The sequence below is a fragment of the Terrisporobacter mayombei genome (assembly GCF_020748465.1).
Taxonomy (GTDB): Bacteria; Bacillota; Clostridia; order Peptostreptococcales; family Peptostreptococcaceae; genus Terrisporobacter; species Terrisporobacter mayombei.
The window spans coordinates 459,882-481,784 of sequence record NZ_JAHZMP010000002.1 but is presented as its reverse complement, the minus strand read 5'-3'; the positions used below and the strand labels follow the sequence as shown (position 1 = coordinate 481,784).

Annotated in this window: 26 protein-coding genes and 1 other annotated feature; of the genes, 4 read left to right on the top strand and 22 right to left on the bottom strand. The window is 27.4% G+C overall.

The window, feature by feature from the left end; translation table 11 throughout:
• Positions 1–4: 4 nt before the first annotated feature.
• A complete protein-coding gene (locus tag K0039_RS08750; protein ID WP_228104671.1) occupies positions 5–1,735 on the top strand; it encodes an ABC transporter ATP-binding protein in 1,731 nt (576 codons plus the stop codon).
• Between the two features lie 55 nt (positions 1,736–1,790).
• Here the strand turns inward: K0039_RS08750 and K0039_RS08745 are convergent, their stop codons facing one another.
• From K0039_RS08745 to K0039_RS08695, 11 genes are all read right to left on the bottom strand, one after another.
• Positions 1,791–3,170 carry a YjiH family protein gene (locus K0039_RS08745; protein ID WP_228104670.1) on the bottom strand — a complete coding sequence of 460 codons (1,380 nt, stop codon included), beginning with the start codon at positions 3,168–3,170 and terminating at the stop codon, positions 1,791–1,793.
• 75 nt (positions 3,171–3,245) lie between these two features.
• A complete protein-coding gene (locus tag K0039_RS08740) occupies positions 3,246–4,370 on the bottom strand; it encodes an alanine/ornithine racemase family PLP-dependent enzyme (RefSeq protein ID WP_228104669.1) in 1,125 nt (374 codons plus the stop codon).
• 259 nt (positions 4,371–4,629) lie between these two features.
• Positions 4,630–4,919 (bottom strand) — a binding site (T-box leader).
• Between the two features lie 113 nt (positions 4,920–5,032).
• Complete coding sequence (locus K0039_RS08735) at positions 5,033–6,346, bottom strand: DUF2812 domain-containing protein (protein WP_228104668.1); 1,314 nt, start codon at positions 6,344–6,346, stop codon at positions 5,033–5,035.
• A complete protein-coding gene (locus K0039_RS08730; RefSeq protein ID WP_228104667.1) occupies positions 6,333–6,659 on the bottom strand; it encodes a PadR family transcriptional regulator in 327 nt (108 codons plus the stop codon). The genes K0039_RS08735 and K0039_RS08730 overlap by 14 nt, the downstream gene beginning before the upstream one ends.
• 34 nt (positions 6,660–6,693) lie before the next feature.
• On the bottom strand, positions 6,694–7,452 hold the full coding sequence (locus tag K0039_RS08725) for a DUF2812 domain-containing protein (RefSeq protein ID WP_228104666.1): 759 nt from the start codon (positions 7,450–7,452) through the stop codon (positions 6,694–6,696).
• A gap of 234 nt (positions 7,453–7,686) precedes the next feature.
• Positions 7,687–8,805, bottom strand: coding sequence for an aldo/keto reductase (locus tag K0039_RS08720; RefSeq protein ID WP_228104665.1), 1,119 nt, complete (start codon positions 8,803–8,805; stop codon positions 7,687–7,689).
• A 141-nt stretch (positions 8,806–8,946) separates the two neighbouring features.
• Positions 8,947–9,306, bottom strand: coding sequence for a hypothetical protein (locus tag K0039_RS08715; RefSeq protein WP_228104664.1), 360 nt, complete (start codon positions 9,304–9,306; stop codon positions 8,947–8,949).
• A gap of 482 nt (positions 9,307–9,788) precedes the next feature.
• Positions 9,789–10,139, bottom strand: a complete 351-nt coding sequence (locus K0039_RS08710) for a hypothetical protein (RefSeq protein WP_228104663.1) — start codon at positions 10,137–10,139, stop codon at positions 9,789–9,791.
• Positions 10,140–10,366: 227 nt separating this feature from the next.
• Complete coding sequence (locus tag K0039_RS08705) at positions 10,367–10,960, bottom strand: C1 domain-containing protein (RefSeq protein ID WP_228104662.1); 594 nt, start codon at positions 10,958–10,960, stop codon at positions 10,367–10,369.
• Positions 10,961–11,018: 58 nt separating this feature from the next.
• Positions 11,019–11,336: a hypothetical protein gene (locus K0039_RS08700; RefSeq protein WP_228104661.1), complete on the bottom strand. Its 318-nt coding sequence runs from the start codon at positions 11,334–11,336 to the stop codon at positions 11,019–11,021.
• Positions 11,337–11,823: 487 nt separating this feature from the next.
• The gene (locus K0039_RS08695; RefSeq protein ID WP_228104660.1) at positions 11,824–12,429 is read right to left on the bottom strand and encodes a manganese efflux pump MntP; all 606 of its coding nucleotides are present in this window, start codon (positions 12,427–12,429) and stop codon (positions 11,824–11,826) included.
• A 207-nt stretch (positions 12,430–12,636) separates the two neighbouring features.
• Between K0039_RS08695 and K0039_RS08690 the strand changes: the two genes are divergently transcribed.
• The gene (locus tag K0039_RS08690; protein WP_228104659.1) at positions 12,637–13,275 is read left to right on the top strand and encodes a helix-turn-helix domain-containing protein; all 639 of its coding nucleotides are present in this window, start codon (positions 12,637–12,639) and stop codon (positions 13,273–13,275) included.
• 151 nt (positions 13,276–13,426) lie between these two features.
• Here the strand turns inward: K0039_RS08690 and K0039_RS22800 are convergent, their stop codons facing one another.
• Together K0039_RS22800 and K0039_RS22435 are read right to left on the bottom strand one after the other, a co-directional pair.
• A complete protein-coding gene (locus K0039_RS22800; RefSeq protein WP_334302535.1) occupies positions 13,427–13,543 on the bottom strand; it encodes a hypothetical protein in 117 nt (38 codons plus the stop codon).
• A 7-nt stretch (positions 13,544–13,550) separates the two neighbouring features.
• Positions 13,551–13,703, bottom strand: coding sequence for a hypothetical protein (locus K0039_RS22435; RefSeq protein ID WP_331476732.1), 153 nt, complete (start codon positions 13,701–13,703; stop codon positions 13,551–13,553).
• 254 nt (positions 13,704–13,957) lie between these two features.
• On the opposite strand from K0039_RS22435, the gene K0039_RS08680 reads away from it, so the two are divergent.
• The gene (locus K0039_RS08680; protein ID WP_228104658.1) at positions 13,958–14,119 is read left to right on the top strand and encodes a DUF1540 domain-containing protein; all 162 of its coding nucleotides are present in this window, start codon (positions 13,958–13,960) and stop codon (positions 14,117–14,119) included.
• 186 nt (positions 14,120–14,305) lie between these two features.
• Here K0039_RS08680 and K0039_RS08675 read toward each other — a convergent pair whose 3' ends face one another.
• The 3 genes from K0039_RS08675 to K0039_RS08665 form a co-directional block, all read right to left on the bottom strand.
• On the bottom strand, positions 14,306–14,746 hold the full coding sequence (locus K0039_RS08675; protein ID WP_265589444.1) for a GNAT family N-acetyltransferase: 441 nt from the start codon (positions 14,744–14,746) through the stop codon (positions 14,306–14,308).
• A gap of 372 nt (positions 14,747–15,118) precedes the next feature.
• Positions 15,119–15,670 (bottom strand): hypothetical protein, encoded by a 552-nt coding sequence (locus tag K0039_RS08670; protein WP_228104657.1) that lies wholly within the window; start codon positions 15,668–15,670, stop codon positions 15,119–15,121.
• A gap of 52 nt (positions 15,671–15,722) precedes the next feature.
• Positions 15,723–15,860 carry a hypothetical protein gene (locus K0039_RS08665; RefSeq protein WP_228104656.1) on the bottom strand — a complete coding sequence of 46 codons (138 nt, stop codon included), beginning with the start codon at positions 15,858–15,860 and terminating at the stop codon, positions 15,723–15,725.
• Between the two features lie 70 nt (positions 15,861–15,930).
• Here K0039_RS08665 and K0039_RS08660 point away from each other — a divergent pair, with 70 nt between their 5' ends.
• Positions 15,931–16,122 (top strand): hypothetical protein, encoded by a 192-nt coding sequence (locus tag K0039_RS08660; protein WP_228104655.1) that lies wholly within the window; start codon positions 15,931–15,933, stop codon positions 16,120–16,122.
• Here K0039_RS08660 and K0039_RS08655 read toward each other — a convergent pair.
• The 6 genes from K0039_RS08655 to rbr form a co-directional block, all read right to left on the bottom strand.
• Positions 16,119–17,225: a glycosyl hydrolase gene (locus K0039_RS08655; protein WP_228104654.1), complete on the bottom strand. Its 1,107-nt coding sequence runs from the start codon at positions 17,223–17,225 to the stop codon at positions 16,119–16,121. The two genes, K0039_RS08660 and K0039_RS08655, sit on opposite strands and share 4 nt — an antisense overlap.
• A gap of 475 nt (positions 17,226–17,700) precedes the next feature.
• Entirely contained in the window at positions 17,701–18,465 is a 765-nt protein-coding gene (locus K0039_RS08650; protein WP_228104653.1) for a 4Fe-4S binding protein, read from the bottom strand.
• A gap of 37 nt (positions 18,466–18,502) precedes the next feature.
• Positions 18,503–18,850 carry a TIGR04076 family protein gene (locus K0039_RS08645; RefSeq protein WP_228104652.1) on the bottom strand — a complete coding sequence of 116 codons (348 nt, stop codon included), beginning with the start codon at positions 18,848–18,850 and terminating at the stop codon, positions 18,503–18,505.
• Between the two features lie 185 nt (positions 18,851–19,035).
• A complete protein-coding gene (locus K0039_RS08640) occupies positions 19,036–19,893 on the bottom strand; it encodes a hypothetical protein (RefSeq protein WP_228104651.1) in 858 nt (285 codons plus the stop codon).
• A 271-nt stretch (positions 19,894–20,164) separates the two neighbouring features.
• Positions 20,165–20,914 carry an acyl-[acyl-carrier-protein] thioesterase gene (locus K0039_RS08635; protein ID WP_228104650.1) on the bottom strand — a complete coding sequence of 250 codons (750 nt, stop codon included), beginning with the start codon at positions 20,912–20,914 and terminating at the stop codon, positions 20,165–20,167.
• A 243-nt stretch (positions 20,915–21,157) separates the two neighbouring features.
• Positions 21,158–21,748, bottom strand: coding sequence for a rubrerythrin (gene rbr, locus K0039_RS08630; RefSeq protein ID WP_228104649.1), 591 nt, complete (start codon positions 21,746–21,748; stop codon positions 21,158–21,160).
• Between the last annotated feature and the right edge of the window lie 155 nt (positions 21,749–21,903).

Here is a 21,903-nt window from a genome sequence, read left to right as displayed (position 1 = left end):
TAATATGAAGAAACAATCAAGTACTAGTCGTTTATTTAGCTATTTTAAAGAGTATAAACCACAAATTTTCATTATAATTGTTTGTGTTATCATTTATACCTTAGGTAGAACTATAAGTCCCTTTATGTCTGGTTATATTATAGATAATTATATACTTGTTGGTGATTTGCCAGGCTTATTACCTGCTGTTTTACTAGTTTTAGCAATATTTTTATCTACTTCTATTTCTGGTTTAATACAAAATAGAGTAATGATTAAAATTGCAGGTAAAGCTATTCGTAATTTAAGACATGATTTATTTGCTAGATTGGAAGGACTTTCCCTAAAATACTTTGACTCTGTATCTATTGGAGAATTAATGAGTAGATTTACCAATGATATTGATAATATTAGTGTTACCTTAAATCAAAGTTTGCTAGAGATAGTATCAAGTGTTTTAGTTCTTCTAGGTATATTAGTTTTTATGTTGTTTCTAAATATAAAATTAGCTCTTGTAACAATAATATCAACACCTATAACTTTGATTCTTTCAAATATACTTGCAAAAAAGACTAGAGCAAGTTTTGCTGCTTCACAACAAAAACTAGGTGAGCTTAACGGGTATATAGAAGAAAATATATCTTCTGAGAAAGTAATTATTGCTTATGGAATGCAAGAAGATACAATAAATAGATTCAGTAAAGTTAATGATGATTTAGTAAAAATCTCTATTAAAGCTCAAACTACAGCTGGGCTAATGGCTCCATTTATGAATGGTATCAGTAATATAAATTTAGCTATTATAGCCGCTTATGGTAGTTATTTAACTCTTCATAATCAAGCTACTGTTGGTCTTGTAGTTATTTTTATAAATTTTGCTAGACAATTTTTTCAACCTTTAAATCAACTAGCTAATCTTTATAATCAGATTCAGCTGGCTTTAACTGGTGCAGAAAGAGTTTTTGAAGTTATGGACGAAGTTCCAGATATTCAAAATTCCCCTAACAGTATACCTGCTGAAGATTTTGAAGGTGTAGTTGATATTTCTCACTTAGATTTTAGCTATGTGGAAGGTAACCCAATATTAAAAGATATAAACTTGCACGTAGAAAAAGGTAAAATGTTTGGTATTATTGGACCTACTGGTTCTGGTAAGTCTACAATTATGAATTTACTTCCTCGTTTTTATGATTATCAAGGTGGTAAAATTACTATTGATAATACTTTAATAAAAGACTTTAAAATAGATGATTTAAGAAATAGAATTGGTATGGTTCTTCAAGATACAGTAATATTTACTGGAACAATAAAAGAAAACATTAAATTTGGTAATCTAGATGCAAATGATGATGATGTTATTGAAGCTGCAAAGGCTGCAAATATTCACGACTATATAATGACCTTGCCAAATAAGTATGAAACTATGTTAGATTCCAATGCCAGTGCTTTAAGTGCCGGTCAAAAACAATTATTAACCATAGCAAGAACTATTATTTCTAAGCCAGATATTTTAATTCTAGACGAAGCTACTAGTAATATAGATACTCGTACAGAGATAAAAATCCAAGAAGCAATGAACAATATGATGAGAGGAAGAACTAGCTTTGTAATTGCTCATAGATTAAAAACTATACTTCATGCTGATCAAATAGTTGTTTTAAAAGACGGTAGTATTTTTGAACAAGGTACTCACAAAGAACTACTTGAGAAAAATGGATTTTATGCAGAGCTATATAGAAATCAATTTAGTATTTAATAATAAGAGGGACAGTTTTCACTGCCCCTCATTTTTATAAATTATTATATTTTATCTAAAATAACATATGTGCAATAGGTGTAATAACTAAAAGAGAAATTACTGTTCTTATTAAGAATAAAACCATTAAATCTTTTAATTTAAGTGGTATTTCTGATTTTAGTATTACTGCACCTGTTTCAGTCATATAAACTAATTGAGAAATAGATAATGCCCCTATTATAAATTTAGTTATTTCTGCAAATCCATCTCCACTTACCATTACTGATGGTATAAACATATCTGTAAATCCAACAAGTACTGCTGGTGCTGCCTCAGCTGCATTAGGTATTTTAAGTAATTCTAATACTAATATAACTGGGTATGATATCCATGTAAATATTGGAGTAAACTCAGCTACTGCTAAAGATATTGTTCCCCATGCTAACACTAATGGTATTAAACTTATATATATGTCTACTATATTTTTAAATCCGTTTACTATTATTTCATTAAGAGTTGGTGCTTTCGCAGCTCTATTCATTGCATTATTTAAACCTTGTTTGTATAATCCACCTTCTTCATCAATCTCTTCTACCTCGTAAGGAATATCGTTGTAAGTTTCATTTTTTATTTTACATAAAGGATAAATTCTTGGAAGTATTAATGCACAAACAAGTGAAGCTGCACAAACTGTTAAATAAAATGGTACAAATTTATCCATAAATCCTAATTGATCTGCTATAACAGTAGAGAAAGGTAGCGAAACTAGCGAGAAACAAACTGCTATTATACAACTTTCTTTTTTGTTATAGAAACCTTGCTTATACTGAGTATTTGTTATCATTATTCCTAAAGTTGCATCTCCAAGCCATGAAGATAAAGTATCTACTGAAGCTCTTCCTGGAACTAAGAATAAAGTTCTCATAAATTTAGATATCATTGTTCCAAAGAAATCCATTAAACCAAAGTCTAACACTAAAGGAAGTAAAAATCCTGCTATTAAAAATAACGCTATTAAACTTGGCATAATTCCTAAGATTACATGACCTGTGTCTTCAGAAATTATAAATTCTGGTCCCACATTTGTGTATATCATAACCATAAATACTGCTCCAACTATTCTGAAGAATAGCCAAAATGGTGGCACATCTAATATGTTTTTGAAAAATTCATTTTTTATATTTATAAATTTTGCTGCAAGTGATAAAACTGCTGATCCAACAATTATCACTAAACATATAGTTGGTATATAATCACCGATAGCAAGTTTTAATAATTCCGAAATAAATCCAACACCTATGTTTACTGGTGATACATCTGCTACATTAAATATTTCTCCAAAAGGTAATGGTATGATAAATAAAAATAATCCTAATAATGACGGTATAAAAAACTTTAAAAATCTTAAGATGCTACTCGACTGTTCTAACGTGTAATTTTGTTCTGTATTCATAATAATTCCTCCATATAATTGTCTTTTTTGTAATTTTAAAATAATTTCAATTATTCCAATAATTTTTTATAATTTCTATGCGTATTCCTTCTCCAATTCTTCCAATTGAATATATTGTTTCTTTACGTATTTTGATGATGTTATATAAAGTGCATTTGAATAAAACATTCCAAAACTTATAATATCCCCTACTTGATAATCCACCTTAGAGTTTTGTATATCTACTATAAGATGATCACTACTACTTCCTGCTATTTCTATTCCATCTTCCAAAGGAACTAAGTCTCTATCATTTACAAAGTCTTGTTTTCCAACAGCTAATATGGCTCTTTTTCTTATGCCTTTATCTTCATATTCAGGTTTATTACCAAAGGCATCTAGGAACATTTCTCCTATAGGATAAGTTGGTTTTTCTTTTATTTCTATTATTTCAGCTTTTAGAATCATAGTGTCTTTGTGCATTTTATCTAAGTCGTAGCCCCAATAATCTATTAAATCTCTGCCTATAATTAAGGCTTCTCCTATTCTTAGATTATTTATTTTTGATGGCATTTTCTTATCAAATAATAATGGTAGTGATGTAGTTGATCCCCCTGATACTATGTCTAGCTTTCTACCAATTTTACTTTCAACTTCTTCTGCTATTTCACATAAATAACTTAAATTCTCATGTGATGGTTTAATTGATCCATAGCAGCTTAAATTTGTGCCTATTCCATATAATTTTACATATTCTAAATTATTTTCAATGTATAAAGTAGTATCAATAAGTTCATCTTTATCAAAAAATCCTTCTCTCAAATCCCCTAAATCCATCATAAGAACTATCTTATGTTCTTTTTTTTGCTTTTTGCACTCTTTTTCTAGCAAGTTTATAGTCTTGATTTCTGAATTTAAAGATATATCAATATGTTTAACTACTTCTTTGACTTCATGTTTCATAGGCATTCTTATTAGCATAGTTTCTTTTTCATTATTTTTTTCTTTTAACCCAATTAATTGTTCTATTCTAGAGCTGGCTAAATATTTACATCCTCCATCTGCTAGTACATCTACTACTTCTTGTTGTGCATTTACCCCTTTGATAACACCTGCAATACTTATGTTATTTTCATTACATAAATCTACCAAGTATTTTGTGTTATCTGCTATTTTATTAAGATTTATTTCTAAAAGTGGATATTGTTGTGTAGTATCCATAATCTTTTCCCCCTTTTTTGATAGATTCATTTACTTTGAAGATATAATTTCCTACAATAAAAAAAGTCTCCTGGCTTTAAAAACCAAGAGACGAAATATTCCGTGTTACCACTCTTATTGATAAGTTCTCAATTAGCATTTCAGAATTTTTCAAATTTTCAGTTTTTAATAAATGCAAACTGACAAATCCGTTTATTCTAAGTTATGTGTTTTCGCAAAATACTTTTTACACAATTAAAAAAGTCCCTTGGCTATAAAACCAAGAGACGAAATATTCCGCGTTACCACTCTAATTGATAAAATTCGCTTTGCTCATATCGCCAACGATATGTCTTCGCTACCGCTTCAGACAAATCCGTTGCTCAAAATTTGCTGCGAATAAAACTTATCCACTCTAATCCCTTAAGGCGGGACATACCTAATATCCTACTATTAATTCAGATATTCTTCTCCAAAGCTCTCTTCAATACAAACATTGTTGCCAGGCTTCCACCAACCCTAGCTCGCTGAAACATGAATTATATCTACTTTCTTTTTCATCGAATTTAATTTATCTTTATTTGTTAATTATTATTGTAAATGTGTTTTTTTATATTGTCAATACATTATTTTTTTATTATATATAATTAAAATCCGTAAAATGTTATAACTTATTCTATTTACTACCATTCAAGGCACTTATCTTTAATAAATTTTTTATTTTCTTTTGTGAAATCTATACTTCCCGAAACGCAAATAACTCTGTCTTTATATCTAAGTAGATACCCATTCTTTTCTTTATTGTCTTTATAAACTTTTATAGCACCCCAGTCCTTATCTTTTACTTCAACATAATCATGATACTTATAAAGCTTTAAATAAGAATGGAAAATCTTATCTAATACCCATTCATATTTACTTTTACATATTTCATAATCAAAATATTCTTTACTAGGTTCAGAATTATAGTCATAAAATTCAACATTATTAAATTTATCATAATAATATTTATAATTACTAGCAAGTAAAGATTCTGATCTTTCATAATATAAATTAGTATTTTTTATTTTAATATTTTCAAAATCATTTATACTCATAATTACTGGCTGATTGGGGTCTCCCACATAATTTACCATATCTTTTACAGTAAAAAAAATATTTGCACACAAAAATAACCCAACTACAAATATGATAGTACCTAATATTTTGCTTACTTTTTTATACTTTGATAATGTTATGTTTATAAATTTAATAATAAAAATGATAAGTAAAAATGTAACAATAGAAATATATATATAAGCCATATTATTTGTCTCATCACCTATTAAACTTAAAATCATAAGGATAAGGATACCTATATTTAGATAAACTTTCACATAAGCATTCTTTATTTTAAATGATTTACATGAAATATAATTTATATCTTCTCCCATCTTTAAGGCTTTTTTAGATTTAAAATACCATATTCCATCTCTTATTGTGCACGATATATATAAAAATACTATTAACAATAAACCCATCATTACAGATAAACTATTTTTGTCTGATATTTCAGTGAAAAACACATAACTTTTTTGAAATAAACTAATATATACCAACATTGTAGCAATAAAAATATAAAAAAACATACTTATCAATATGGATTTACGCACTTTCTTTATTACTATTTCTTCATCAGTTTGTATAGGTGTTGTGAATTCATCTTTAGTACAAAATACAAAGTATTTGCCAAAAGTTGAGCATAAATATGTCCATCCCCCTGCTTCACAGTACTCTATATATTCTCGTTCAGAACCAATTTTAATATTATCCGTAAAATTATCAACTGTAAATTTATAATTACCTGGTGCTGATTTTTTAAAGATAAAAAGTCCACACCTTATGTCAGATAACATCCACCCTTCTAATGCTTTTTCTTCTAAATATTCTTCGACTGCTTTACACTCATGTTCTCTAAAGAACAATAATTCAGCAAGCATATTTTTACTTATTCTCATGATTTCCTCCCATATACTTTGCCCCTTCATCAACCATGGATTTAAGTCGCATGTATTCTTTATTCAAAGCTTCATATCCTTCCTGGGTTATTATATAACTTCTCTTTCTTCCTTCTACTGCTGTTTCCCTTATTAGACCAGAATTTTCAAACTTGCCAAGTAGGGCGTATAATGTTCCTGGTCCTACTGATATTCTACCTCCAGATATGTGCTCAACTTTTTTCATAATGTCTACACCACAACATTCATTTGTTAAGGCTAGTAATATATAATACATGGGTTCTGATAGTGTCTGAAGTTGCTTTCTAGCCATTTTAAAACCTCCCAGTTATTTAATTTTAAATATGTTAATTTATAATTATTTTAATAATTTTTTCTAAATAAAAAATCACTGCTAATATAATTAATACTGTCCCTAACATTGTATCTAAATCAGTAAAGCTTCCTATTAAAATTATTATTAATATTGAAAGCGTTATTAACACAAGATCAAAATATGCCGTCTTTATTTTAAATTCTTTAAGAGTTGGGTATTTTACATCCCCGTTTATTTTGATACATTTACTAGATTTAAAGTACCATAAACCTGTTCTTACAAGATCCACAACTGGCCATGTGACAAATATGACAGAAACCATTATAAGTAACAAATATTCATCATCATATGATTCTATGTTATTGCCCCAATTAGGTACAAAAGCATCATATACGTTGGAACCTATTAAATAAAGACAACATAGAAATGTAAATAAATTTACTATCATTGATTTACGCACCTTTTTTAATTCCGTTTCTTCATACGTATGTACAGGAGTTATATTTTCTTCTTCACTGGAAAATATCAAATATTTGTCAGTTTCACATATATACTTCCACCCGCTGGCTTCACAATATTCCTTATATTCACCTGTTTTTAATTCTGTAAATATATCTACAGTATATTTAATTTTGCGAGGCTCACCTTTTTTAAATACAAAAAATCCAGCGTTTCTATCCTCTAAAATCCATCCCTCTAGGGCTTTTTCCTCTAAATACTCTTGTAAGGCCTTGCATTCATTTTCTTTAAATAAAATTAATTTAATAAATGTATCTTTGCCTATTTTCATAACATACGTCCCCTTTTTAGGTTTATGAATTTTAAATTTAGCCATTATAATATCGAGTGTCGATAATAATATGTAAAAAAGTCTGTGATCTATATATTTAATTTAAGATTAACATCGAGTATCGATATTGTCAATAAATTTCATTATTATAATATTAAATTTATGCTTATTTCAAATATATCTTTTTCAAAAAATAAAAGGCACCTTAAATATTATTTAAGATACCTTTTGTTGTTATTTTTCAAAAGTTGTTGCAACTTCTTTTAATGCATTTGTTATATCAATATGTTGAGGACAACTACTTTCACATTTTTTACATTCTATACAATCAGATGCTTTTCCATAAGTTTTTGTATAGTTTCCATAATACACTCCTTGAGTTGAGAAACCTTTATTATCAAATTGTTTTTCTGCATTATAAAGAGCAAAGTAATTTGGTATTGGAATATTTTTAGGACATCCTTCTACGCAATATTGACATGATGTACAAGGTACAACTATTGATCCATTTATCAATTCTACTGCATTATTTATAATATTTAACTCTTCCTTATCTAATGGTTGGAAGTTCTTCATATATGATGTATTGTCTAATAATTGCTCCATAGATGACATACCACTTAGTACCATCATTACTTTTTCGTGACTTGCTGCAAATCTTATTGCCCAAGATGATACAGACATATCTGCATGATAATCTTTAAATAGTTTTTCTACTGACTCTGGTACTTTCGCCAATGTTCCACCTTTTACTGGTTCCATAACAATTACTGGTTTATTGTGATTTGTGGCTATCTCGTAGCATTTTCTAGATTGTATACTTTCATTATCCCAGTCTATATAGTTTAATTGTAATTGAACAAAATCTACTTCTGGATGAGCTGTTAATATTTCTTCCAATAAGCCTGCTTTATCGTGGAATGAAAATCCTACACTTTTTATTTTGCCTTCTTCTTTTTTCTTTTGAACAAATTCAAATACATTAAATTTTTGTGCTATTTCATAATGAGAAACTCCTAAATTATGTATTAGATAATAATCAAAGTAGTCTACTCCACATTTTTCTAATTGTTCATTGAATATTCTTTCTAAATCTTCTTCTTTTTTTAGAAACTTTGTTGGCATTTTTGTGGCTAGTGTAAAACTTTCTCTAGGATGACGTTTTACTACTGTTTCTCTTATAACTGTTTCACTTATAAAGTTATGATACATATATGCTGTATCAAAATAAGTAAATCCCCTCTCTAAAAATGCATCTACCATTTTATTTACTTCTTCGTAGTTCACAGTTGTTGGCTCTTCGCTATTTGTTAAGGGTAATCTCATATATCCAAATCCTAGTTTTTTGCTCATAGTATACTCCTTTTATAAACATGTTTTTAGTAAATTTTTCATTTCCTCATATTTATATCCTAGCACTTGGAGTTAACTCAAAGTCAACTGTTTTTAGCTGATTTTTATTTTAATTATATAGGATTATTTAATACTAATTTATTAGACTTCATAAGGCTCACTCCAATAAAATATACCATACTTACATACAACCCACATATCAAATGCTGTTTCTGTAAGCGGCTCAACTGGAGCACCCTTTATATAATAAAGCATTGGATTGCCCCCTTGATATTGTTCACGAACTGGTTCCGCGCGAACTGGACATGGGGCACACTCATCGCTATAATCTACCTCTAAATTTATTGCTGCTAAAAGGAAATCTGTTTGCATTTCTCCTACAAACGCTTCTCTAAATACTGCAAACCTCAAGGCTCCTATTGGTGTTAAGAATATGTATGATAGTAACCCTAGTACTATAATTGTTGGAATTGCTATCTTATACTTAATTTTTTTCTTCAAAATATTCAACTCCTTATAATTAACTAAATATCCAATTCTTTTATGGTTATTCATCAACACAATAATAGCACAAACTTTCCTACACAATATATTCCTTACTGAATCGTTAGATTATTGTCTATTAGAAAATCAGAAATATAATATATCCAAAATAAAAAAATAGGAGCATATGCTCCTACTTTAAGTTTACCTTATATTAAAATTAAAAACTGCTATTTCAACTTATATCTATCCTTTAATTCTTTATATATACTTATGAATTCCTTTATTATAATATAAAATGATACAATAATAATTATAAAAATTCCAATTATTAGAGCAATGGATATAAATACGTTTAAAGTGTCTATAATTATTCACCCTTTCTATAACTATACTATTTTTTATATGATTACTGATTTTAAAAATAAACGGTTTGTCCAGCTAACTATAGTGTTGAATTAGATAAGAATTATTTAAATTATAGATTTAATAAACATCTATTAAACTAAATAATATTCACCCCAATAAAATATGTCATGCTTAGTAATAACCCAACTGTCCCGTGGCATCTGTGTAAGTGGTTCAAATGGATAATCTATCAAATCATATACTGTTTGATCACCTTCTATTACAGCTTCTGGTGGTCGCCAACAACTTTCATAATCTACATTTAAGTTTATTGTTAAATAAAGTAAATCGACCCTTCCTTTTAAAGTCGTCTCGTATGACGTAAATGCTTGTCTAAATACTGCAAACCTCAAGGTACCTATTGGTGTTAAAAATATGTATGATAGTAATACTAACACTATAACCGTTGGAATTGCTATCTTATACTTAATTTTTTTCTTCAAATTATTCAACTCCTTATAATTAACTAAATATTTAATTGTTTTATAGGTATTCACCAACACAATAATATCAGAAACTTTTTTAAACATTATATTTCTTACTGAATCGTTAGGTTATTTTCTGTTAAGAAATAACAAATATAATACACCTAAAAACAAAAAAGTAGGAGCATCTGCTCCTACTTCAAATTCATATTTATATTTATTTTATACAATATGTATTCAAAATTCTAACTAATCTTTTCATATCTTTGCCATCTATTAGGTAACAAATCAAACAAAGGATAAGTTATCAGTATTATTAGTATTTGCAATTTAATTTGTAGCATGAAGTTATTTAAAACAATGATATGATTAAATATAATTATATTTGCAATTAAAATAATTCCAAAATATATTCCTCTATCTACATTGTGTTTAGGCTCATAAATTGCATTACAATGTGAACATTTCAAATGTCCATTAATAAAAACTTTTAATCTGTCGTAGAATGAAAAGCTCTTATTACACTGAGTACATTTTTTTATAAATATGCCCCTTTTTGTTTTGTTTTTTAAAAAAGTTGGCTCGAATAATAATTTGCTTGCTATTATACAAATTAATATATCAATAACTAATGGTAATGTTATAGGCAAATTCCCAGGTAAACTTGTAAATACAGGTTCCATTAATAAAATCACTCCAAGCAACACTATTGCAACCCCTGCATAAGTAAGTAATCCATATCCTATGATGTATTTTCCATCCTTGTAGTTTTTTATAAGAAGATACAGCCCTGAAACAAATATTAAAGTTCCAACAAAAACTATAATCCATAATAGCATATCAAAATCCCCCTTTCTATAAAGTTACATTTATTTTTTAGCCAATATCTTTTTAGATTTACTTTAATTTATTTATTAGATTATATACTTTTTCATAAGTAGTTTTATCACTTGTATAATAATCAACGTGAACTGTAGTATCTCCTGATACAGCGCCTATTGATAATTGAGGATATTTTCCTACAGTATGGCCTATATCTGAAATATACTCTTTGTTATCTTGTATAGTATTAGTTACCCTAATACTTTCCATATTATTATTTCTAAATATATAGGAATACATCTTTAAATTATCTTCAGGTTCGTCCTCAACTAAATCTGATTTAAAACTATAATCTTTTAGAAGTTTTTTAACATCTTCAATTACCAGATACAAAAATACAAATTATTAATGCTGAAATTAGTATAATTATTTTTTTCATACATCATCTCTCTTTGTAGTTTTCTTTCTGTTAACTTATTTATATTTGAATATTGATTCCGATAAGACTAGGTTTTGTAAAAAAACAAAGCTTACTCCATAACAAGAGAAATTTTGACATGCTTATAATTGGAATTATTCAACTCCTTATATTTAAATAGCTAAGCATCTAATTGTTTTGTATGTATTCATCAACACAATAATAGCACAAACATTTCTGAACGTTATATTCCTTACTAAATCGTTAGGTTATGTCTTTCTATATAAATGTTTAGATAAGAAGTAGAGTTATGATGATATATAGTTGAATCAACACTAAATAATTCATTCTCTAAAAATCTGATTGCGTTACTTTTCGTTAATACTAGCCCTGTAATTAAAAATTAGCTGCCACACAACATTTTTTAATTGTTTGTGCAACAGCCTTTCTTCTAATTATTTCCTATAAAAAACATTCATACAAACCTAATATAAGAATGATTATTCCTGATGCTAGACCTGCATATTTTCCAAATATCTTAGATAAATAACTATTTCCTATGGCTAGCCCAAGGATAAGACTTAAAATTGTAATTATAAAAGTACATATAGTGTTAAGGTATATACTAATACCTGCTATGCTTGCAGCAACACCTATCCCAAGGTTATTAATAGTAAGAGCCAATGAAAGTGTTATTGATTCCTTTAATGTTAATTCATTTGATTTATTTTCATTTTCAAGCATAGTTTCTAAAGGTTTGCAATTGCTCTCATTGCAGATACAATCGCAACCTTCAATTTTTGTATTTTTATAATAATCAACTATCATATAAATACCTATTCCAACAAGCATAAGACTACCTACTAATGCTGCCATATCAGCTGAAATATAATTAGTAATTGAAGCTCCAAAACACATGGAAATAAATGTTCCTGCAGTAGTTATTGTAGTTATCAAAAATAAAGGTAAAAAACTTAATCTTATCTTTTTTATTCCATAAGATGTGGCTACTGTAAAAGTATCCAAATTTGCTGATATGGAAAGTAAAATCGCTGTTATTAAATTCATATTACATCCTCCTGAATGCTAATTATTAATGTCTATAATCCATACTATTAATAATTATAAAAAAGGTGATGAAGTTTCAAAAAAAGTTGAAATTTTATCAACTTTATATAAATTAACTTCAAAATAAATATATTAATTGTCAACATTGAAGATAGTATTTAATAAAATAAATTAATAGAGACTAAAATAATAACGGGAAGTGTTTTTATGAATGAAAACATTATTAATAATTCTTCAATTAATAAAATTAAGGAAACTATGAAGATTAAAAATATAAATAATAATCAACTAAGCCAACTTACTGGATTAGATAAATCAACAATTTCAAAATTATTAAATAATAAGCAAAAAATTAATATTAATTACTTAGAAAAATTTTCAATAGCATTAGATATTCCATTACAAGAGTTAATGGAGTTAGAAGGTTATTCATTTCAAAATAAAGAAATTCAGGAGAAAATAGAGTTTAATCCAACATTTGATAATTTAGATGATATGATGAAATTTACATCTTTTATTGATTGTGAAGGTCTTGAATCTAATATTGAGAAAGAATTAAACAAATATGAAAAGTATTTGGAGACAGATGAAGCAAAGAATTTAATAGAAGAAAAATTCACAAAAAAAATAGAAAGTATAGGCTTTACAGGTGTACTTATAGATAAATTAAATGAATTATATGAAATCTATTTATTTAATAAATGCGAAGTTAAAGAATGGATTTTGATTGGTAGTGTCCTTTTATATTTTATAATTCCAACAGATATTATACCAGATTTTATATTTCCTATAGGGTTTTTAGATGATATGATTGCAGTAAAACTAGTTATGGATAAGTTAAAATAATCTCTTAGTATATAAAAAAGACCTGCGGAGCACATTATGCTGCTCTACAGGTCTTTTCATATACTAATTTATCTTTATCATATATTGATACTGTATAAAATTACATCCTTAATTGTATATTTAAATTATAATTTTATACTTTTATAGGCATTTATATAAATTTAATATGATTTAAAGCTTTATCTATTATTACAGCAATTATAATTCCTATAGAATAGTTTATTAAGTCCATCCACAAAAACCCATGCCCAAGTACTAAACCTCCAATAGTAGTTTTACGTATAGCATTTATCCACCATCATAGCCCAAAACATATCTCCTACAAATGGAGTGATGCTCTTAGGAAATATAAATATAAATCTTCTTGATAACAAACCTATTAACATTACTGCCACTGTTATTATAAAATATACTACTCTTCTTGTCATAATAATCTATTCTCCATAATTTTCATTTCACAATATATTAATATTGTTCACTATAACTATTCGATAAATTGTAATTTATTGCGTAATATATTAAGATTATGCATTAAATTATTCAGTTCTAAAGTGACTTAAATATGATTTAATACCTAAATTTCATATAAACATATTATTACAAACTACTCGAATAAAATTAGTGTTAATATTACATAATAATATCGTGACATAAAAAATAAGACAACAAAGGAGAGATAACAATGAAAAAAAATGAAAGTATAGCTTGCGAAGTTACAGAATGTAAACACCACAGTGGTCAAGAAAACTACTGTGCTTTAGACAAAATTCAAGTTACAAAACACAGTGGTTCAGCGACTACAGTTGAACAAACTGATTGTGGAAGTTTTTCAAAAAAAATTTAATTTTAATACTGCCTACTTTGTGTAGGCAGTATTCTTTATTTAAGAAATTCAATTTTCTGTAATCCTCAAATAGGTATATTATAAGGATTGAGTAAATAAACAAGGACAACACAGCATTTCGCTTTTTATCTTTTTATAACGTAATATATAACAATTTTTCACTTAATCTGCTTCATAAATTGGAATTTATAATTGTTTCCCCATGAATGTCAATCCATTATAAGATTCCAATCCATGCTTATGATAAAAATGTTCTGTGTAATCTCCTCTTGATGTGAAAAGGATTATTTCTGTCACACCAGATGCTTTTAGCTTCCTTTGAAACTCTTTAAAGATTTCAGAGCCTATACCATGACCTCTCATTCCATTTTTTACACAAAATTCCTTTATATTAAACATTACTCCATCGTAAAATTGCTCTTTACTCCCTACAATCATTCCACATAATTCGCCTTGTTTATATGCTGATATTCCATAAAAATCTTCTACATTTATCATTTGACTTAATCTTTTTTCTGCCGTTTTAATAGTCCATTTATCATTCCACGGTTCGGAATTAAATGTGTCAACATACATTTTGGCTAAATCATTTATTTGTATAATAGAGATTTCTTTATATTCTATCATCTATATTCCCCCTCTATAAATTCCTATTTATCTATTTGATATCAAAACTATTTTTATTTTGCATTATATTAGTTGTTCACTATAGATATTCTATAAGTTAAAATTTATTAATCTAGTTCTTTTAACTCATCTAATCTTGGCGATCTAGCATAATGAAGCATTTCTTTGCAATAAGGGCATTTGTATTTCATATATTATTTTTTACATATGTAAACATTCAAAACGCTTTTTTATTCTTTCTTTAATTTTATCAAAATATAAAACTATATATGTATATAAAGCTAACCCCCAAAACAACAATACTATTGCTACTAAATATCTTATAAAGTCCTATTTATCTACATTAGGTTTAAAGTAGATTTATTTTGCTTTTTACAATTTTTCATCAGTGACATGATCTTCACTTATCATGTCTTTTATTACTTTTATAAAACCTTTCTTTTCATCTTCATCTTTGAAAACACTAACAGGAACATATGCACATAATATATTTTCATTTGATATTATTCCTATAATATTTTCATCCATCATTATGTCTTTTATGTCTTTTACATTTGTAACTTTAGAAGATGATGCACCATGAAGCACGAATTCATTGTCTTTTATTTCTAATGTTCTTTTGGCAAATATTACATCAGGGTTCTTTTTTGCCATTATTTTAGCAAAAATTTTTGGGTTAGTTGATAATACACGATTTGATAATATAATAGAAGAAAAAATAAACAAAGCTCCTACAACTATTATAAATATATTGCATAAAAGTTTAAGCTCTAATAATCTTAGTATTAAGCTTATGCATATATAAATTAATACAAATCTTATTATAAGTTTTTTATCAATTACACTTTTCCCTTTCATTAATTTGAAGTTCATTTTTAAATAAGATACATAATCATCAAAACTAAATTCATATTCGTACTTCATAATATTCCCCCTTTTATTTTAATATTTCTGGTACTTATATATAAAAGTATTATTATATTGTTGATTTTGATTTTGCCCATGTTTTCCCATTATCTTTTGATTCGTATAGTACAGCTTTATCTCCTTTATAGTCACCATCTTGGCCCTGTCCTACAATCATCTTTAATACTCTACCTTCTTTGTAAGGCACAGTTGGAAAATCAAAAATACTTGTAGTAAGACCGCCTTCTACCTCTTCTTCATCTTGATTAAAATCTACTATGTTAAAGGTTTTTCCACCATTTTCACTACGATATAATGTTGCACTATCACCAGATTTATTAACAGTAACTACAAATCCAAGTTTTTCATTTATAAAGTTTATACCATATATGCTTCCAACAGCATCACCAAATGGGTTTTCATTTATTTTTTCCCATGTAAGACCACCATCAGTAGTTTTTATTAATTAATAAAAAATACTTCCAAGAGCTGCGTCCACAGGATTTAGTTTATAGCCTATTTTATTTGATAAGTAAAATTCCTCTTTACTTAATTTATTAGGATTATTGAATTCATCAGGTTTTTCTACACCTTCATTATTAGGATTTTCTCCAGGAAGAATGTTTTGACTTTTACTCCAGTCCGTATCATTTATCAAATTGTATCTACAAGGTGTTATCTCTTCCTTCTTGTTTGGAATATATAAAGATACACTATATCCAGTTATTTCTCCACTAAATTCTTCTAAATGCATATTATATATATCTTCTAATTTAAGTTCATGACCATCTTCATAGATATTTATAAGACCTGTTGTATCATATCCCCAACTTCTTTTACCACCATAAAGCAGTCCATATTCTCTTTCATTATTTTTCAAGTAGGATTTTTTTATATTAATTGCTCTTACTGTTTCTACTAAAGGATCTAACAATTTGTCTTCATTGTAGTCACCATTCACTATTCCATCCAGTATTAGAGTAATTTTATTTGATTTGTTGTCATAAGTTATCAGGTAACTCTTCTCTTGTCCATCTTTATTTTTGCCATAAACAAAGGCGTATAAGTCTGTAATTTTTCCATCAGAGTTAAACTTTAGCTGAAGCTCATTGCTTATGTATAATTTCTTTGGAAGAGGATATTTCTCATTTATATCATTAAAAATTCCTGCCACACCATATTTGTAAAAATTATTATGTTCAAATTCAACACTTCTTTCCGTTTTGGCTCTAAGTATAAGCCATGAAAGTTTTCCACCAAAATTTACTGAGCTTTTGTATATGTTGTATCCATAGAATGATGTAATTGCAATGATTAATGCTATAGATGTGTATTTCCAAGGTTTTGATGTTGTTAGTTTCCTTGGATTGTTGTTCTTATCTTTTATAATTTTAATAGATGTAATTATAATAACAAGTATGAAAAATATAGTTAGTAGTATTAATATTTGAAGATCGTAATTACGTCTTCCATATTTGCAGACTTCGGCTAGTTTATAAGAAAAAAATCCGTATGCTATAAGCAATATGGGATTTGTTATTAGTGATACGGCTATTTGTTTTAGTTTGTTCATATGTGCTCACTCCTTTTTCATATGATTAACCTACATTAGTATAACAATTTTAGTATATTATATAATCATAAATTTTCTTATTTATCTATATGATACCAAAAACATTTTCATTTCGCATTATTCACATGTTTTAAAGTAGAATACAATAAAAAAAGACCTATGGAACATATAACTATGCTCCATAGGTCTCAAATGTCGACATAAAACCCCATCATTATCATTATATCTAAAAATTCTACAAAAAAACAGTCTTTTTCTTATAACATCTTTAATATAAAATTAAGTAAATAAAGTTTATAAGGAGAGATAGTCATGAAAAAGATAATTTTTTTATTATCATCTGTAATTTGTGGAGTGTTTTTTGTATTTAAACTATTTAATAATAAGAGAGATATGGCAAAAATAAAATAGTATAAATAGTAAAAAAGATATAGGATCTAGTATTACACTGATCCTATATCTTTTTAATATATATTTATAAAAATAGTCCATTCATTTTTCTTTTGGAACATACCTTTTCTAATTTTTTTGAAGTTGCCAATATTAACTCTTCATCTACGCTTCGAGCTTTATTTGGACAAATAGCTATACAACGCATACAGGAAATACATTTTTCTTTCTCTACCAACATTGGATTATCTTTTGAAATAGCATCAACTGGACATTTTACAGCACATAGACCGCATCTCATACATTCTTGTCTTGCTTCTGGAACTAAAGGAATAACCTTATATTCTTTATATGGATTATTCCCCGGTACATACAAATCTTTAGTAACTTTTCCCTGTTTCAAGACTTCTTTAATCTCACCAGAAAATTTTATCAATTCTTCTTTGTCTTGTAAATCTGGTCTTCCAGTTGCAAATTGATGCATAATGGAATGTTCTGTGACCGAAGTAATTGCTGCAATGGAGAAAAATCCTAATGTTGTTAATGTATCTTTCAATTCTAACAATACATCTTCATATGCTCTATTCCCGTATGTTGCTACTAAAATAACTTTTGAACCATTTCCCTTTATCTTCTTAATATTAGACATTGCTACCATTGGTACACGCCCACCAAAAGACGGAACTGCTATAATACAAAGGTCTTTTTCACTAAATGTAAATTTCGAGAAATCTTCCATGCTATTTGACAAATCTAATTCTGTTGTTTCAAAATCAAATTGTCTACTTATTAAATCTGCCATTTTTTTAGTTCCACCTGTGGGACTAAAATAAATTTTAAATAGTTTCATATATGCTATATCCCCCCTCTAAATTTGAAAATCAAAACTACTCAAAAAACTTTCCCTTATAAAAATTCTCATTCCCTAGTTTCTTTGCTGTAAGCCTGAACATGACGCAACCATCTGGACATACAATATCTTTGCTATATTTACTAGTTCCGCCGATATTCTCTAAATCTCCACCACTTCTGACAGCCTCCATTATTGGAAACATAATCATCATGGTTTTGGAGCAAATCCCATGTCCATCATCATTAACAGGACAGCCATAGGTGCAGGTATACTTATCTCCAATTTCCTCGCCATTTCGGCAATAATGCTCTGTACTGTCGCCACGGAGAAACCCTATTACCTCGATTTCCCATTCATACTCCTCATCATACCACTTTTTCATGATAAACCTCCAACCTCAAATTTATTTTCTCATTGTTTATAAATAATCTCCGCTACAAATTTCCATTTATCTCTTAATTATAGCAGAAAAGCCACTGATTTTATATCAATGGCTATACTACCTCAAGTAATTTTTATAATATGTGTGTAAATTTTTAATTGACCAATTTCTAAAATTTATTTATATTAATTTTCAAATGATATATCTATATTTTCTATCAACTTGTTACCGTAGTATACATGAATAGTAGTAGTTCCAACACCTATACCTGTTATCCTACATTTTTCAAATTCATCACTTACTTTACAAATGGACGTATCATCTACAACATAAGAAAGATTATTTTCATCTACCTTTTCTTCTTTATCACTTTTAAGAGTCAAATTCATTATTATAAAATCCCCTTTTTTAAAAACATATGCAGGCTCATCTTTTTTATAATCCATATCAAATATGATTTCTGTTACATCAATCTGACTTGTGTTTAAACCTATGAAAATTGCTGTACCTATAATTCCTATAAAAACTAATATAAGTAAAGGAATTATGTAATTATGTTTTTTGTTTGCAGAACTTAAACTATAGTCATTTTCTTTTGATCCCTGAGAATTTATATTATTTTCATTAATATTATCAGGCTCATCCAAGATTTCTTCCTGATTTGAATTACCTTCTAGTAAATACTTCTCTATTTTTTTATCTTTTACTTCAATATATTGTGGCCATTTTAATCCATATCTCAAATTTTCCAATATAAAATTTATTTTTTTCGGAGGAATATGATTCTCTTCCATTATAAGTCTTGCTTTATTTAGGGCTATTTTTCTATTTAAGTCATTGGTGTTTTTCTTGTCTAAAAGGACCTCTGCTATACCCAAGTCCAAAGCTTCTTTTAGCCATGCACATTCTTCTGATAAATTTGGTCTTAATTCACTTATCATTACACTTAAATGAGTAGAGTCTAACAATGAATTTTTACCAAAATTTTTTATTATAAATCTTAATACTCCACCAAGATTTTCTTCTAATTTTTTATCAATCATCTTACACCCCCTCATATATAAATTATTATTTGATTTATATGTATAGAACTTTATTGTTTGTATAAATATATTGTTTTTGAGATTGGATGTTATTTGATTTAAACAATAAAATATGTAAATCTAAAAAATAAAAAAGAGCATCTTATCTTGATACTCTCTTAATTAGCATTATATTAATATTGTTTAATTATATTTACAATAAAGATAATACCAAAATATATTCCCCTATTTACATCGTGTTTAGGAGTATAAATGGTATTACACTGTAAACCTATTTTCTCTTCCATATAAACTGTAATTTTGTAAGAAGTTTGGCCTCTTTATTTGTAATATTATGAATAGTAGTAACGCCCCTATTATCATTATCTATTACTTCAGATGAAATATGTAATATATCTCCATCAGTTGTTTCTTTTTTAAATAATACTTTGATATTAGATAGTTCATATTCATTTAAAATATGTCTTGGTAAAGTATCCATTGCCATTTCCATATACTTCACATTATTAACATGACCATTACAATCTAAATCACTATATCTAACATGGTAGTCTTTTACATAGTTCTCATCTTGAATTTTAGGGATATCGTCTAATGGTGGTACTTCATCTAATTCTTTTTTAATTCCATATATTTCGGTTTGCTCAGAAGATATTTTAGTAGGACGTCTTTTTTCATAATCTATCAATATAGCTGTTGAAGAAACTTCACATATAATTTTTCCTTCAGAATCTTTTATAGTATTTTGTCTATAACCGTAAAACTTCTTAGAACCAATAGCCTTAGTATCAACAGTTATAATATCTTTGAACCTAGGATATTCATATATGGCTATATCATACTTTAAAAGTACCCAAATGCACTTATTATTAACAAAACCTTCATTAGTTTCTCCTAAATAATCAGATTGAGAAACAACAACATCCCATATGTAATTTGCTAAAGATGAAAATTTGCATTTGTGATCAGCGTCAACATCAAAAATATTTATTTCGTATTCCTTTTTGTAAATATCACTCAAGTATGTTCCCTCCTTTTATAAATTTAGAGTATATTTTATAGTTAAAGATTACATAATGATATTAAAATATAATCTTATATTAGATTATTTACCTAATTAATATTAATTATCTTAAGATAGCTCCTAACATATACTACTATTTACTTATTTTTTACTAATTAATATAAATCTTCTAATGTATTTTCAACAAAATGCTATAAAATAAATAAGCTATCTTATTTTATAGATAGCTTATTGTATATATTAATATGTTTCAACAAATACTTCAAAGTATCCTTGTGGGTGTACACATGTTGGACATACTTTAGGAGCTTCTTCACCTTCATGTATATGTCCACAATTTAAACACTTCCATAATACTTTCTCGTCTTTTTTAAATACTCTTCCTTCTTCTATGTTCTTAGCTAATTTATTATATCTAGCTTCATGTCTTTTTTCTACTTCACTTATTCTTTCAAAAGTTATAGCTATAGCTTCAAACCCCTCTTCTCTTGCTATTTTTGCAAACTCAGGATATAACTCTGTCCATTCTTCATTTTCACCAGCAGCTGCTGCTTTTAAGTTTTTCATAGTATCTTCATGGAATGATACTGTATATGCTGCATTTATTTCTATCATTTCATCATTTACAAAATCTTCTTTTAAGTATTTGTAGAATTTCTTAGCATGCTCTTTTTCTTGCTCTGCAGTTTCCATAAATATATTTGATATTTGTACATATCCTTGTTTTTTAGCTATACTTGCATAATATGTGTATCTTGTTCTTGCTTGACATTCTCCTGCAAAAGATTTCATTAAGTTCTCAGCTGTTTTTGTTCCTTTTAAAGTATTCATAAATTCCCTCCTATTTATTTAAACTTTATTCAAATTACATAATAATAAATTTACCTATATTTGTAAAGTAAAAATAATTAATCTCTAGACCAAATATAATCATATTTCCCTCTCAACTTCACAATTTATAACAATTACGTACTTATTTTTTCTTA

Bases quoted from the DNA above. Each gene is read 5' to 3' on its own strand.
- K0039_RS08750 (WP_228104671.1), top strand. From the start codon at position 5: ATGAAGAAACAATCAAGTACTAGTCGTTTATTTAGCTATTTTAAAGAG.
- K0039_RS08745 (WP_228104670.1), bottom strand. From the start codon at position 3,170: ATGAATACAGAACAAAATTACACGTTAGAACAGTCGAGTAGCATCTTA.
- K0039_RS08740 (WP_228104669.1), bottom strand. From the start codon at position 4,370: ATGGATACTACACAACAATATCCACTTTTAGAAATAAATCTTAATAAA.
- K0039_RS08735 (WP_228104668.1), bottom strand. From the start codon at position 6,346: ATGAGAATAAGTAAAAATATGCTTGCTGAATTATTGTTCTTTAGAGAA.
- K0039_RS08730 (WP_228104667.1), bottom strand. From the start codon at position 6,659: ATGGCTAGAAAGCAACTTCAGACACTATCAGAACCCATGTATTATATA.
- K0039_RS08725 (WP_228104666.1), bottom strand. From the start codon at position 7,452: ATGAAAATAGGCAAAGATACATTTATTAAATTAATTTTATTTAAAGAA.
- K0039_RS08720 (WP_228104665.1), bottom strand. From the start codon at position 8,805: ATGAGCAAAAAACTAGGATTTGGATATATGAGATTACCCTTAACAAAT.
- K0039_RS08705 (WP_228104662.1), bottom strand. From the start codon at position 10,960: ATGCTATTATGGATTATAGTTTTTGTTGGAACTTTAATATTTGTTTCA.
- K0039_RS08695 (WP_228104660.1), bottom strand. From the start codon at position 12,429: ATGAATTTAATAACAGCGATTTTACTTTCCATATCAGCAAATTTGGAT.
- K0039_RS08690 (WP_228104659.1), top strand. From the start codon at position 12,637: ATGAATGAAAACATTATTAATAATTCTTCAATTAATAAAATTAAGGAA.
- K0039_RS22435 (WP_331476732.1), bottom strand. From the start codon at position 13,703: ATGACAAGAAGAGTAGTATATTTTATAATAACAGTGGCAGTAATGTTA.
- K0039_RS08680 (WP_228104658.1), top strand. From the start codon at position 13,958: ATGAAAAAAAATGAAAGTATAGCTTGCGAAGTTACAGAATGTAAACAC.
- K0039_RS08675 (WP_265589444.1), bottom strand. From the start codon at position 14,746: ATGATAGAATATAAAGAAATCTCTATTATACAAATAAATGATTTAGCC.
- K0039_RS08670 (WP_228104657.1), bottom strand. From the start codon at position 15,670: ATGAAGTACGAATATGAATTTAGTTTTGATGATTATGTATCTTATTTA.
- K0039_RS08660 (WP_228104655.1), top strand. From the start codon at position 15,931: ATGTTAAAGGTTTTTCCACCATTTTCACTACGATATAATGTTGCACTA.
- K0039_RS08655 (WP_228104654.1), bottom strand. From the start codon at position 17,225: ATGAACAAACTAAAACAAATAGCCGTATCACTAATAACAAATCCCATA.
- K0039_RS08650 (WP_228104653.1), bottom strand. From the start codon at position 18,465: ATGAAACTATTTAAAATTTATTTTAGTCCCACAGGTGGAACTAAAAAA.
- K0039_RS08645 (WP_228104652.1), bottom strand. From the start codon at position 18,850: ATGAAAAAGTGGTATGATGAGGAGTATGAATGGGAAATCGAGGTAATA.
- K0039_RS08640 (WP_228104651.1), bottom strand. From the start codon at position 19,893: ATGATTGATAAAAAATTAGAAGAAAATCTTGGTGGAGTATTAAGATTT.
- rbr (WP_228104649.1), bottom strand. From the start codon at position 21,748: ATGAATACTTTAAAAGGAACAAAAACAGCTGAGAACTTAATGAAATCT.